The organism is Polaribacter sp. HA6-7 (assembly GCF_055693625.1).
The window spans coordinates 2,997,299-3,011,495 of sequence record NZ_CM146338.1; the positions used below are offsets into that span (position 1 = coordinate 2,997,299).

Genomic DNA, 14,197 nt, shown 5'->3' on the forward strand with positions numbered 1-14,197 from the left:
TATGAATGTTTAAAATGAATTAGTAGTTACCAGTAGCGGAGTGTTTATTTTTTTGAATAATCAGTCAAATAGTTTTCCCAATCTTCTTTCGTAGAAAATTGTTTGCTTTTTTCCATCCAAAACCACTGTAAAAAATTACTTTTCCATCAACAACATTTAAATGTAGAAAATGATTGCTTTCATCTTTTTTTGAAGTAACATATTTCTCTGAATCTGAGAAATAAGTTTTTGTCGTTACAATTCCTGTTCCTACTTCAGAATCATCTAAAGCTTCCCAATGGCTAACCCAAAAGTTTGCATCATTTTGATTTGTAACGCCTTTTTTATTGTGTAATGTTATTCCGAAGAAATGGTTTCAGTTCCTTTCACATCAATTTCAAAACGTGTTAAGTTTTGACCATAATCTAAAGAAATGTGTTTGGTTTCATCAATTTGTTTTCCGTTAGCATTCCAAGTTGCATAGGTTAACACAAAACTTGTTCTTAAAGGACCAGTTGTAATTGTTTTATATGAAGTAAAGTTTTTTGAAAAATAGTAAGAAGTATCTACCTTTACAGCAGTACCACCAATACCTCTGCTTACACCTACATGAAAATTATCTAAACCTTCCCCGTGATCTTTATGATATGCACCTTTTTTAACATCATTCCTTTTATACCAAGTATTAATAATAGGATATTCTACACGTTTTAACCAAGCATCAATTCCGCTAGACAATGTACCTCCTTTTACACCATCTTCTACCATTTTTTGTGCTACTGGCCCAAAAGTTCTAAAAGCAACTCTATTGTTTTCCCAAGTATAATCATCTGTTCTCTCTGGTACAAAACGTGAATAGCAGTAATTAATTACTGAGTCTTGTTTTTTATCAGAAATTGATAACGTATATGTTTTTGTAGCATTTGCTTTAATTGATGGTTGAAACAAAATAACATCATTTATACCGTCTAAATCTGTGTCTACTATTTGCGATGTTAATTGTGTGTTTTCTTCATCTAAAACAATCAAATCGGCAACTTTTTCTTGTGCAATTTCAGAAATATCAATTTCTACAGTTTCAAATTCTCTATCAATATTTAAAGTATTTTTTACTTCGATTGTAGAAATTAGTTCTGTTTTTTTCACAATTGCTAAAAATACTCGCTAGAAAACAGCAAATAATTATTCGTTTCATACTATATATTAAAATATCCACAAGGCGTTAAAACCTTGTAGAATAAGGTTATTCTTCATTTGATGGTTTACCTATCGTTGCTAAAATTCCGCCATCAACATACAAAATATGACCATTTACAAAGTCACTTGCTTTTGAAGACAAGAACACTGCTGCTCCTGCTAAATCATTAGGATCTCCCCATTTTTTTGCAGGTGTTCTGTTTACAATAAAGTCGTTAAAAGGATGACCGTCAACACGAATAGGTGCTGTTTGAGAAGTTGCAAAATATCCAGGTCCAATTCCGTTTACTTGAACACCAAAACGTGCCCATTCTGTAGCCATATTCTTGGTTAGCATTACCAAACCACCTTTTGCAGCAGCATACGCTCCAACAGTATTTCTACCTAATTCGCTCATCATAGAACAAATGTTGATAATTTTTCCTGCTTTACGCTTCATCATTCCTTTGATAACGTGTTTAGAAACAATAAAAGGACTCACTAAATCAATATCTATAACTTGCTTAAAGTCTTCAACTTCCATTTCTGCAAGAGGCGTTCTTTTAATGATTCCTGCATTGTTTACCAAAATATCTATGCTACCAACTTCAGCTTCAATTTTGTTGATGCTTTCTATGACTTGAGCTTCATCAGCAACATTAAATTTATAACCAACAGCGTTTATACCTTCTGCTTTGTACAATGCAACTGCCTTGTCTATTTTTTCTTGTGATGAATTTCCGTTTACAACAATTGTAGCTCCTGCTTTACCCAATCCCATAGCCATAGACATTCCCAATCCATGAGTAGATCCTGTAACTAAAGCTACTTTTCCTGTTATATCAAATAATGTTTGAGACATATTATTATCTTAAATCTGTAATTTTTGCAACATCCATATCATTGTAATCAAGATTTTCTCCTGCCATACCCCAAATAAAAGTATAATTAGAAGTACCAGAACCTGAGTGAATAGACCAAGGCGGAGAAATTACTGCTTCGTGATTTTGCATCCAAATATGACGTGTTTCTTGTGGTTCTCCCATAAAATGACAAACCGCTTGCTCTTCCATTATATCCATGTAATAATAGATTTCCATTCTTCTATCGTGAACATGAGCTGGCATTGTATTCCAAACAGAACCTTTTTTTAATTCTGTCATTCCCATTTGAAGTTGACACGTTTTTACAATTCCCCCAATAATCATTTGGTTTACTGTTCTGTGATTTGCTGTTTCTAAACTACCCAATTCAATTTTATTCGCATCCTTTTTAGTAACCTGTACAGTAGGGAATGATGTGTGTGCTGGTGCTGAGTTCATGTAAAATTTAGCAGGGTTTTTAGCGTCTACACTTTTAAAAACTACATCTCTTACTTTAGAACCAATATATAATGCATCTTTATGGCTAAGTTTATATGTTTCGCCATCTACATAAATAATTCCGTCTCCACCTACATTAATTATACCTATTTCTCTACGCTCTAAAAAAACTCTGATTTTAATGGATCGATAGTTTTTAACTTTAAATTTGAATCTGTAGGTACCGCACCACCTGCCATATAACGATCGTAATGAGTGTAAACCCATTTAACCTTACCTGGTTGCATTAAATGCTGGAACTAAAAATTCATCTCTTAATTCTTGTGTATCGTATTTTTTTACTGCTTGCGGACTCGAAGCATATCTTGTTTCGAAAGTTGTTGCCATTTTATTTTTTTAATTGTACTTAAATTTTATAACGAACGTCTAATACCTAGTTCTAAGCCTCTTAATTCAGCCAAACCTCGTAAACGACCGATACCTGAATACCCAGGATTGGTTTTCTTTTTTAAATCATCTAACATTTTATGACCATGATCTGGTCTAAAAGGCATTCTTAAGTCTTCTCTTCCTGCTGTAATTCTTTTTTGTTGCTCTAAAATCAACGCTTTCATAACAGCATACATATCTACATCTCCTTCTAAATGATCTGCTTCATGAAAATTACCTTCTGCATCTCGTTTTGTTGCGCGTAAATGAATAAAGTGAATTCGATCTCCTAAACGCTCTACCATACCTGCTAAATCATTATCATCTCTAACACCAAAAGAACCTGTACAAAATGTCAATCCGTTATTTGGTGATTGTACGGCATTATATATATCTTCGATATCTTGTTCTGTTGAAACGACTCTTGGTAAACCTAAAATTGGAAATGGTGGATCATCTGGGTGAATACACATTAACACGCCTGCTTGTTCTGCTGCTGGAATAATTTCTGATAAAAACGAGAATAAATTCGCTTTCAATTCTTTTGGACCAATATTTTTATAGGTTGCTAAAATTTGATTAAACTCTTCTAAAGAATATCCTTCTTCAGCACCTGGTAAACCAGCAATAATATTTCTGATTAGTTTTGTTTGTTCTTCTTCTGATGAATTTTTGATAAACTTAGCCGCTTTTTGCTTTTGAGCATCAGAATATTCATTTTCTGCACCTGGTCTTTTTAATAAATACAATTCGAAAGCAGCAAAAGCAGCAGCTTCAAAACGTAATGCTGTAGATTGATCAGATACTTCGTAATCTAAATTGGTACGCGTCCAGTCTAATACTGGCATAAAGTTATAACAAACGATATCAATACCACAAACCCCTAAATTTAAAAGTGTTTGTTTGTAGTTTTCTATATATTTTTGATAATCACCGGATTTGGTTTTAATGTTTTCGTGAATGGGTACAGATTCTACCACAGACCAAGTTAAACCAACATTTTCTATTGCTTGTTTTCTTTTAATAATTTCATCAACTTTCCAAACTTCTCCATTCGGAATGTGATGCAGTGCAGAAACAATCCCTGTTGCTCCTGATTGTTTTATGTCTGATAAAGAAACCGGATCGTTGGGCCCATACCATCGCCAAGTTTGTTCTAAATTTTGAATCATTTGTTATTTATAAAAGTTAAATTGTAGTTTGTTAAACTCCACTATATGCAGAAAAACCTCCATCAATAGGAATTACAATTCCGGTAACAAAAGAAGAAGCATCGTCACATAAATATAAAGTTGTGCTAATTAAATCTTCCGGCTTACCATAACGTTCCATAGGAGTTTGATCTATAATTTGTTGCCCTCTTTTGGTTAAGCTACCGTCTTCATTTGTTAATAAAGCACGATTTTGATCTGTTAAGAAAAACCCCGGAGCCAAAGCATTTACACGAACACCTACTTTAGAAAAATGTACCGCCAACCATTGTGTAAAATTAGAAATAGCCGCCTTTGCACCACTATATGCTGGTATTTTTGTTAAAGGTGTATAAGCATTCATTGAAGAAATATTTAACACAGAACAACCTGTTCTACCAACCATATCTACAGCAAAAACCTGAGTAGGTATTAATGTTCCTAAGAAATTTAAATTGAATGTAAATTCAATACCTTTTGGATCTAAATCAAAAAAAGATTTAAAACCTTCAACTGTATTTTCTAAATCTTCCATTGCAAAAAACGGGTTAGATGTTGTTCCTAAAGGATGGTTACCTCCTGCCCCATTTACTAAAATATCTACTTTACCAAAAGTGTTGTTTATTACTTCTTTAGCTTTTTGTAAAGAATCTTTTTCTAACACGTTAGCTGAAACACCTATTGCCTCGCCACCAGCATCTTCAATTTCTTTAGCAACTTTATTTGCTGCTTCTTCCCTTAAATCTAATACAGCTATTTTATTTCCTTGCTTTGCAAGTGCTTTTGCCATTGTGCTACAAAGAACACCTCCTGCTCCGGTTAATACAATTATTTTGCTCATTTATAAGTAAATCTTTTAATGAATTATTTTAATTAAGTAAAGTTAATTAAGTAAGATAATTAGTATATCCTGTACTATCTTGTATTGGTTCTTTTATCTTATTTTAATTATTTTTAGAAGAAATATCAATAAGAAAACCAACTAAATAAAAAACTATAAACCAAACCCATAAACTAAAAATAAAAAGTTTTTATTCTTTTTTTAAGATAACTTAGTCATTAAACTTTAAGCAAAAAAAACCTCAACTTTAAAAGTTGAGGTTTTTTTATGAAATTTTTCTCTTTAGATAAATATTATAAATGAGGCCTACTAATATTAAAAAGACTCCTAGCAAAGACCATAAATTGTAAACTTCATCAAACCATATACTACCAATAACTATCATTGCTATTACCTCTAAATATTTTAAAGGCGCTACAAGGTTTGTTTCGTTAGACTGAAAAGCTTTGGTCATATACAGTTGTCCGATATAACCAAAAACACCCGAACTAAGTAATAAAAGCCACTGTAAATTATTTGGCATAATCCAATTATCAATAGACATGACACCTCCAAATACAAAGGCCAAAATCATAAAATAATTTATAATTACTAAAGGGTTTTCTGAATTACCTATTTTACGAATTATTACAAAAATTAAACCTAAAAATATAGCTGATGTTATAATTAATAATAACCCAATTGTATTTACATCTACACCAAATCCTTTTATAATTAATACTCCTAAAAACGCAATAAAAAACAGTAACCATTGTATTTTTTTACTTTTTCTTTTAAAAATATTGCAGCAAATATTGCAGCAAAAATTGGCGATGTATATCTTAAAGAAACGGCAGTACCAACGGCTAAATAATTTAATGATTGAAAAAAACAAGTAATAGAAATAACACCAAAAAAAGCTCTTAAGAATAACAATTTTTTATTATTTCCTAAAAATGATGTTTTCTGTTTTAAAATTAAAGGTATTGTAAAACACAATGTACCTATTGATCTAAAAAAACTACCTGATATACATTAAATATTGTAAGATATTTTATAATAGCATTCATTATTGCAAATGCAATAACACTAAATATCATATAAGAAATTGCTGAGTTATTTTTCATAAAAAAAGAACCCTTCAATTTTAAATATTGAAGGGTTTATATTTAAAAGATTAAAAATACTATTATTTTCTTAGTTCTTTAATAATATCTAAGGCTCCTTTTGTTTTACTTTCTATTTTTTCATAATCAAAATTCCCATCTGCATCTTTTGCCATTAATTTAGAACCCATACCAACACAAGTTACACCTGCATTAAACCATCCTTCTAAATTTTCTTTTGTTGGAGACACTCCACCTGTTGGCATAACGCTCGTCCAAGGTTGTGGCCCTTTAATACCTTTAACAAATTGAGGTCCGTAGATATCACCTGGAAACAATTTTACTATTTCGCAACCTAATTCTTCTGCTTTAGCAATTTCTGATAATGTACCACAACCAGGAGACCATAATACTTTCTTTCTATTACAAGCAATTGCAATGTCTTCTCTTAAAACCGGTGTTACAATAAAGTTTGCACCCAAAGACATGTATAAAGAAGCTGCTGCACCATCGGTAACAGAACCTACTCCCATAATCATTCCTGGTAATTCTTTTATTGCATATTTTGTAAGTTCACCAAAAACTTCATGTGCAAAATCTCCTCTAGCAGTAAACTCCATTAATCGAGCACCACCATTATAACAAGCTTTTAAAACTTTTTTACTTACTTCTATGTCATTATGAAAAAATAAAGGAACCATACCTGTATCTTTCATTACTTGTGCCACTTCCAATCTTGTATATTGTGCCATTTTATTTCTTTTTTTAATTAAAATTGAGTTCCTAAAACTACTATCTCAAGAACTCAATTAAATTCAAATAATAATACTAATTTTTATCTAGCTACTCTACCAGATGCATCACCACCCATTAATTTTTCTACTTCGGCAACTGTTGCTAAGTTAGCATCTCCTTTAATTGTATGCTTTAAACAAGAAGCTGCAACGGCAAAATCTAATGCATTTTGATCATCTTCTGGATATTTTAATAATCCGTAGATTAACCCCCCATAAATGAATCTCCACCACCAACTCTATCTACTATATCTGTAATTTGGTATTGACGTGTTTGGTATAATGTTTTACCATCATATAAAACTCCTGCCCATGTATTATGAGATGCAGAAATTGAACCTCTTAAAGTTGTAATTACTTTTTTAGCTCTTGGAAACTTTTCCATCATTTGCTCACATACAGATAAAAAAGCTTCTGCTTTTACGTTATGTCCTTCTGTTTGTACAGAGATTCCTTCGGCTTAATACCAAAATGCATTTCTGCATCTTCTTCATTTCCTAAAACTATATCACAGTAAGAAGTTAACTCTGTCATAATTTTTTCTCTATGTGCATCATCACAAAATTTCCAAAGTTTTGCTCTGTAATTTAAATCTGTAGAAATCGTAATTCCTTTAGCGCTTGCAGCTTTTACAGCTTCTAAACAAACATCTGCAGAACCTTGCGAAATTGCTGGTGTAATACCTGTCCAATGAAACCACTCTACACCATCAAAAACAGCATCCCAATCGATCATACCAGATTCTATTTCTGCAATAGCAGAATGTGCTCTATCATAAACTACTTTAGATCCTCTTGATACTGCACCTGTTTCTAAAAAGTAAATTCCTAAACGGTCTCCACCCCAAACTATTTTATCAACATTTACACCACGTTTTCTCATCTCCATCATTGCACACTCACCAATATCATTTTTTGGTAAACGAGTTACAAAATCTACATCTACACCATAGTTTGCTAAAGAAACTGCTACGTTAGACTCACCACCTCCATAAACAACATCAAAATTATTTGCTTGTGAAAATCTTAAAAACCCTTGTGGAGCCAATCTTAACATAATTTCTCCGAAAGTTACTACCTTGCCCATTTTTACTGTAATTTTTTATTTAATTGTTAATTGCTTAAACGTTTAACCAATCTTTTAAAATAAAATCAAAATAGAGACTGCTAATAGTCTATTTTGATTATTAATATTATCGCTCTATATTTGCTTAAACGTTTAAGCAAATATAGATAAAATTTGAATAAAAAAAGAAAACTACTATAAAAGATATTGCTAACGTGCTTAATATCTCTGCAGCAGCAGTTTCTAAAGCACTACATAACGATTCTAGAATTAGCGAAAAAACTAAAAAGGCAGTAAGACAAGTTGCCGAAAATTTAAATTATCAACCAAATCATTTGGCAAGTGCATTAAGAAGCGGTAAATCAAATTTGGTTGGCGTTATTGTACCTAGAACAAATAGTAATTTTTTCTCTTCTGTTATTCAAAATATAGAACATGTTTTAAACAGTAAAGGCTATAATATAATAATAACCCAATCTAACGAATCTTATAAAAAAGAATGTGATAGTATAGATACACTTCTTTTTACACAAGTAGATGGTATTATTGCTTCTATGGCCAATGAAACTGTAGACTTACAGTATTATGAAAAGATTAAATCTAAAGGAATACCATTAATATTGTTTGATAGAGGTGAGAACGATTTAAATGTAGATTATATTGGTATTGATGATTATAATAGTAGCCATGTAATAGTAGAACACTTGTTAGCACAAGGATGCAAAAGAATTGCGCATATAGGTGGTTACAAAAGAACAAGAATTTATAACAACAGAATTAGAGGTTATATTGATGCATTAAAAAAACACAATTTACCTTTGGATGATGAGTTGTTGATTGAAACGAATCTCTCTATTGAAAATGGAAGAGAGAAAATGCAAGAACTCTTAAAATTAAAAAATAGACCAGATGCAGTTTATGTTGCTGGTGATTATGCCGCTTTGGGTGCATTACAAGTATTAAATGAACAAGGTATTAAAATGCCAGAAGAAATTGCATTGGTTGGTTTTGGAAATGAACCTTTTACAGACATGGTTACACCTAGCATAACAAGTGTTAACCAACACAGTGAACAAATAGGTAAATTAGCTGCAGAAACTTTTCTAAACTACACTCATAAAAAAACGATTAAACAAGAATTAAGAAAGCAAATTCTTGATGCAGAATTAATTATAAGAAAATCTTCTAATAAAGTATAAACCTCCCTAAAATAAATTTTAGAGAGGTTTAAACTCAAATTCAAAAAAATAATTTCTTAAATTCCTAAAGCTTGTCCACCACCAACTTGAATAGTTTCTGCTGTTAAGAAAGCTGAATCTTTACCTGCTAAGAAAGATACAACACCGGCAACATCTTCTGGTTGCCCTAATCTACCTAACATAATATTGTTTGCCCAAGAAGCAAAAACTTCGGTTTTGTTGATTTAATTTGTGCGTGAAAAGGAGTATCTATAGTTCCTGGAGAAACTGCATTTACTCTAATACCATATTCTGCTAAATCTTTTGCTAAAGCTCTTGTTATTGCGTGTACACCTGCTTTAGAAGTACCGTAAATACCTGCTCCTGGTCCACCGGCATTCCAACCTGCATTAGACGTATAGTTAATAATAGATGCATAATCACTTTTCTTTAAGAAAGGTATAGCTGCTCTAGAAGCATAAAAAGTAGAATCTAAGTTTAAAGCCATTACAAACTTATAAAACTCTGTAGTCATTTCTTCGAAACGAGATCTACCACCAAGACCACCTGCATTATTTACAAGTACATCAATTTTACCATACTTTTCTCCTATTGCAACAATATTAGAAGTTACTGCATTTTCATCAGTTACATCAAAACCATAATATTCTGCATTGATTCCTGCATCAGATAATTCTTTTAATCTTTGTGCACCAGCTTCATCATCAATTCCGTTTAAAATAACAGTAAAGCCATCTTGCCCTAATCTTTTTGCTACTTCGAAACCAATTCCTCCTGTAGCACCTGTGATTACCGCTACTTTTCCTTCTATTTTACTCATTTTATAATTGTTTAATTTTTGTTATTGTTTATTTAAATTTTAGAAACATTCCTCTCTACAGGTTCTATCTTTTTTATAAAGAAGAAAATTGATAATACACCTAGAACTACAGAAACACAAATTGCTATAAATGCTGGCGTGTATGAATTCGTTGTAATTTGACCAACAAACCAGTTCATGATCATTGGAGATACTGCTGCAACTGTACCTGCTAAACCAGCTAATGTACCTACAGATGACCCTCTTAATAAGTCACTAGAAATTGTTTGAATATTTCCTATTGCAAATTGAAACCCAAATAATGCTAAACCTGCAAAATATATGAACATCATAAAATCACCTTCTTTAACCAAAGTAATAATGCTTACAAATGCTATTAGAATTAATAATCCTCCTAAAGAGATTGTTATTTTTCTAGCTGTATCAACTGTATATTTTTTTATTAATTCTCCTGTAAAAAGTCCGCCAATAATACTACCTGCTGCTGCCATTAAGTAAGAAATCCACATAGTATTAGCGATTTGTTCTATACTTAAATCAAATTTATCATTTAGATAAATTGGCATCCAACCTGCAAAAAACCACCAAATTGGCTCTATAAAGAATCTACAAAGTAAAACACCCCAAGATTGTTTAAAACTTAAAATTTTACCTACGGATAAGCTTTTTTCTGTTTTTGTATTTGCGATTTCTACGTCATCAATTCTATCAGAAACAATTAAATCTCTTTCTTCTTGTGTAACCCAAGGATGCTTTTCTCGAGTCGATTTATTTAAAAATAACCACGGAATTACCCACAACATACCTACTGCTCCTAAAATTATATATGTTGTTTTCCAGCCGAATCTTGTATAAAGAAAAACAATTACAAAAGGTGCAATAACATTTCCTATAGACGCACCAGCATTAAAAATCCCTTGTGCTGTTGCTCTTTCTTTAATAGGAAACCATTCTCCGTTACTTTTAACGGCACCTGGCCAATTACCAGCCTCACCTAAACCTAAAAGACCTCTAAATATAGATAATGTAATTATACCTCTAGCAAAGGCATGAAAAGCAGAAGCCACAGACCAAACTATAATAGAAACTGTAAAACCAAGGCGAGTACCTATTTTATCGTATAATTTACCGAAGCAAATTTACCTACAGCATAACAGGCCATAAAAATATTTAACATTATGGCATAATCCTCTTTATCCATGCCAAGGTCTTCACCCATTTCTCGGCCATAAAAGAGCAAACGCAGTTCTATCTATATAATTAATAACAGTTGCTATAAAAATAAGTGTAATAATCCACCATCGTAAGCCTTTTATTTTCATTGTAATATTATTTAGTTATTCTATATTGTAACAATACACATAGAGTTCTTTAAAATGATCCTTCATTTTTTGTTTTGCTAATTGCGGATCTTCACTTTTAATAGCATCAAATATTGCTTGGTGATCTGCTATACCTCTTTGAGATAAATCTGAATCACAAACATGGTATTTTTCAAATTTTGTAATAATTTCTGGTGTAATAATTAACATAAAAGTATTCATGGTACTGTTACCACTTGCTTTTGCAATTGCTAAATGAAATAACAAATCTTCTTGTACAGCATCTTCACCATTTAAAACTTTTTCTTTGTATGCTTGTAAAGCTTGCTCCATTTTTTGAAGATCTTCTTCAGTTCTTCTTAATGCTGCTAACTTTACAGTTTTTAATTCTAACAAAATTCTAGTTTCTACTAAAGATTTGAAGTCTGGCTCATCTAAACGAGTTATGTCTTCTATCATACCGTTCATCGCTGTAACGCCAATGTTTGCTACAAACGTACCGCTTTGAGGTCTAGATTTTAATAACCCATAGAATTCTAATTTTTGAATTGCTTCTCTTACGTTACTTCTACTTACTTCAAACTTTTCTGAAAGCATTCTTTCTGAAGGCAACTTATCTCCAGGTTCTAAATTCTTATAATTTATAAGGTCTCTAATACCTTTTATTATAAAATTTTCGACCTTTTTGTTTTCGTTTTTAGTAAGTACTTCTAATTTCATATTCTATGATTTAAATTAAAAAACTGGTTAACCAATTAAGTGGTATAAATATATAAAAACTTACTACACTACCAAACATATTAAGTTACATCTATATGAAAGAATCAACTTCAATACTTTCAATACTATTACATCTTTTAAATTACTATTTATTGTTAACGAATTCACCTTAAAAAAGGTGAATTCGTTTTACTTTTTTAATCTTTAATTTTTCTTAATTTCTACTAAATCAAATCTAGTTTCTACATCACCTGCTGCCATAAAAAATCTAAGATTTTCTGTAGTTGCACCTGTTGTAAAAGTATAAGAAATTGGCTCGTAAGTAGAAGAGTTAGCACTTAAAGGAACATTCTCGTTTATAAATGCTGTATTATCATCTTTGTCTTCAATTAATAATTTACCAGCGTGTGTACCGGAAGATTTACTAACGTACCAAAATGAAACTACGTAACTAGTATTTGCAGAAACTAAAATTGTTTGATCTAAAAACTTAGATGTAGAATTTGCACTAATTTTAGCACCAGTTGTACCATCCGCAGGAGTTGGAGAACCAGAACCTGAATATGGACTAGATGCATTACCACCTCCCCAAACAGATCTATCATCACACTCGAAACTTGGACACTCAAAAACAGGAACTAAAACATCAACTACATCTACATCTAATATAATTTCGTCTGTTAAATCGTTTCCATCTTTAGAAATTAACTTAACTGAATAAGTTCCTTCTCCGGCAGCATAAGTATATTCTGGGTTTGCTTCTGTTGATGTTCCTCCATCACCAAAACTCCATGTAAAATCTGAAGAACTTTCAGATAAATTTGTAAATAAAATTGTTTTAAAATCTCCTGTAGAAGCTACATAAGAAAAGTTAGCAGAAGGAGGTGTTAAATCTGGAATAGAACCTGTTTCTGGTAATTCATTTTCTTCACAAGATATAAAAGCTATTGATGATACTAACATAATGAGTAAACTCATTACGTTAGTAAATTTGTATTTTTTATTGTTTAATCTAATCATGATTATTTCTTTTTAAATTTTAAAATTAATATCCAGGATTCTGAGATAAAAGACCGTTGCTTAAACCAATTTCTACTTGAGGAATTGGTAATAATAAATCTGTACCTGTAAAACCTAATCCATAAGCATTAGAGAAAGAACTTAACACATTTTGTGCTTCTCCCATTCTTACTAAATCAAAAAATCTGTGATTTTCAAAAGCTAACTCTACTCTTCTTTCGTCTAATAAATCTTGTTTAGTAATCGGAGTAGATGCATCAATTGTTGGCATATTAGCTCTTGCTCTAACTGCATTAAAAGAATCTTTTGCTTCTTGAGAAGATGTTTCTGAAGATCCAGCCATTATAGCTTCAACATGCATTAATAAAACATCTGCATATCTTAACACAATCCAATCGTTTCCTGCTGATGTAGGATCTTCTGAAGTTACAGGAATTCCTAAACTATCATCTCCGTTTGGTAAATATTTTACTACTTGGTATTGTCCTGCCTGACCAGAATCTTCTCTATAAGATAACGCTGTTCTATCACCACCCAATGCGTCTAAAGCTGCCTTTGCATCTAAAGTAACATAGTTTACACCACTTGTTCTACCTACGGCATTTAACCATTCTGCAGAAAAATTCTGACTGTCATCATTAGAACCTGGTAAGAAACCTATAGAAAAAATAGTTTCTTTATTTCCTTCGTTATAAAATACATCTTTAAAGTCTGATTCTAAACCAAATCCTCTAGATGGATTCATGATAGATTCTAATAAGCTTTGTGCTTCACCATATCTACCTAAAGTTAAGTATACTTTAGCTAACAAACCTTCTGCACCTGCTTTAGATGCTCTATCTTTAAAAGTATCATCTAAATTTGCTACTGCAGATTCTAAATCACTTACAATTAAATCGTAGATATTGCTTTGTGCTACTCTTGTAAAAGAAGTTTCTAAATCTAAAGGTGCAATTACTTTATCGATTAATGGAATGTCTCCAAATAAACGTACTAAGTTAAAGTAAGCATAACCTCTTACAAATTTAGCTTCTGCTTCGAACTGTGCGCTAGAGGCACCAGCAGCTTCTAAGTTTTCTAATACTAAGTTAGCTCTATAAATTACGTTATAGTAACTTCTATAATAATCTGCTACAATACCGTTTGTAGATTCTATTGTATAGAATTCAAATTGAGCCGCATCTCCTTCTTGACTCTTAGTTCTTGTATTATCACTTCTCATTTCTGTTACATAG

The 14,197-nt window shown here is 31.6% G+C and carries 13 protein-coding genes and 3 pseudogenes; 1 reads left to right on the forward strand and 15 read right to left on the reverse strand.

Going from position 1 to position 14,197, the window contains the following annotated elements:
• Positions 1–64 precede the first annotated feature (64 nt).
• The 10 genes and pseudogenes from ACZ1HD_RS16745 to ACZ1HD_RS16790 form a co-directional block, all read right to left on the reverse strand.
• Positions 65–340 carry a DUF4861 family protein gene (locus ACZ1HD_RS16745; protein ID WP_472689395.1) on the reverse strand — a complete coding sequence of 92 codons (276 nt, stop codon included), beginning with the start codon at positions 338–340 and terminating at the stop codon, positions 65–67.
• Positions 337–1,125, reverse strand: coding sequence for a DUF4861 family protein (locus ACZ1HD_RS16750; protein ID WP_472688105.1), 789 nt, complete (start codon positions 1,123–1,125; stop codon positions 337–339). Before ACZ1HD_RS16750 ends, ACZ1HD_RS16745 begins: the two co-directional genes overlap by 4 nt.
• 97 nt (positions 1,126–1,222) lie before the next feature.
• The gene (locus ACZ1HD_RS16755; RefSeq protein ID WP_077810507.1) at positions 1,223–2,017 is read right to left on the reverse strand and encodes a gluconate 5-dehydrogenase; all 795 of its coding nucleotides are present in this window, start codon (positions 2,015–2,017) and stop codon (positions 1,223–1,225) included.
• 4 nt (positions 2,018–2,021) lie between these two features.
• Positions 2,022–2,864 (reverse strand): annotated as a pseudogene (kduI, locus tag ACZ1HD_RS16760) (5-dehydro-4-deoxy-D-glucuronate isomerase).
• A gap of 26 nt (positions 2,865–2,890) precedes the next feature.
• Positions 2,891–4,078 carry a mannonate dehydratase gene (uxuA, locus tag ACZ1HD_RS16765; RefSeq protein WP_472688106.1) on the reverse strand — a complete coding sequence of 396 codons (1,188 nt, stop codon included), beginning with the start codon at positions 4,076–4,078 and terminating at the stop codon, positions 2,891–2,893.
• 31 nt (positions 4,079–4,109) lie between these two features.
• Positions 4,110–4,937 carry an SDR family oxidoreductase gene (locus ACZ1HD_RS16770; RefSeq protein ID WP_079737637.1) on the reverse strand — a complete coding sequence of 276 codons (828 nt, stop codon included), beginning with the start codon at positions 4,935–4,937 and terminating at the stop codon, positions 4,110–4,112.
• Between the two features lie 265 nt (positions 4,938–5,202).
• Positions 5,203–5,757, reverse strand: coding sequence for a DMT family transporter (locus ACZ1HD_RS16775; RefSeq protein WP_472689396.1), 555 nt, complete (start codon positions 5,755–5,757; stop codon positions 5,203–5,205).
• Positions 5,661–5,915: an EamA family transporter gene (locus ACZ1HD_RS16780; RefSeq protein WP_472688107.1), complete on the reverse strand. Its 255-nt coding sequence runs from the start codon at positions 5,913–5,915 to the stop codon at positions 5,661–5,663. Before ACZ1HD_RS16780 ends, ACZ1HD_RS16775 begins: the two co-directional genes overlap by 97 nt.
• Positions 5,916–6,105: 190 nt before the next feature.
• Complete coding sequence (locus tag ACZ1HD_RS16785) at positions 6,106–6,774, reverse strand: bifunctional 4-hydroxy-2-oxoglutarate aldolase/2-dehydro-3-deoxy-phosphogluconate aldolase (RefSeq protein ID WP_472688108.1); 669 nt, start codon at positions 6,772–6,774, stop codon at positions 6,106–6,108.
• Between the two features lie 83 nt (positions 6,775–6,857).
• A pseudogene (locus ACZ1HD_RS16790) lies at positions 6,858–7,902 on the reverse strand (PfkB family carbohydrate kinase).
• 176 nt (positions 7,903–8,078) lie between these two features.
• Here ACZ1HD_RS16790 and ACZ1HD_RS16795 point away from each other — a divergent pair.
• A complete protein-coding gene (locus ACZ1HD_RS16795) occupies positions 8,079–9,080 on the forward strand; it encodes a LacI family DNA-binding transcriptional regulator (protein ID WP_472689397.1) in 1,002 nt (333 codons plus the stop codon).
• Between the two features lie 56 nt (positions 9,081–9,136).
• Here the strand turns inward: ACZ1HD_RS16795 and ACZ1HD_RS16800 are convergent.
• The 5 genes and pseudogenes from ACZ1HD_RS16800 to ACZ1HD_RS16820 all read right to left on the reverse strand — a co-directional run bounded on the left by ACZ1HD_RS16800 (position 9,137) and on the right by ACZ1HD_RS16820 (position 14,184).
• Positions 9,137–9,900 (reverse strand): annotated as a pseudogene (locus tag ACZ1HD_RS16800) (SDR family NAD(P)-dependent oxidoreductase).
• Positions 9,901–9,932: 32 nt separating this feature from the next.
• Complete coding sequence (locus tag ACZ1HD_RS16805) at positions 9,933–11,039, reverse strand: MFS transporter (RefSeq protein WP_472689398.1); 1,107 nt, start codon at positions 11,037–11,039, stop codon at positions 9,933–9,935.
• Between the two features lie 198 nt (positions 11,040–11,237).
• Complete coding sequence (locus tag ACZ1HD_RS16810) at positions 11,238–11,942, reverse strand: FadR/GntR family transcriptional regulator (RefSeq protein WP_472688109.1); 705 nt, start codon at positions 11,940–11,942, stop codon at positions 11,238–11,240.
• A 204-nt stretch (positions 11,943–12,146) separates the two neighbouring features.
• A complete protein-coding gene (locus ACZ1HD_RS16815) occupies positions 12,147–12,920 on the reverse strand; it encodes a PKD domain-containing protein (protein WP_472688110.1) in 774 nt (257 codons plus the stop codon).
• Positions 12,921–12,987: 67 nt separating this feature from the next.
• Entirely contained in the window at positions 12,988–14,184 is a 1,197-nt protein-coding gene (locus ACZ1HD_RS16820) for a RagB/SusD family nutrient uptake outer membrane protein (protein WP_472688111.1), read from the reverse strand.
• Between the last annotated feature and the right edge of the window lie 13 nt (positions 14,185–14,197).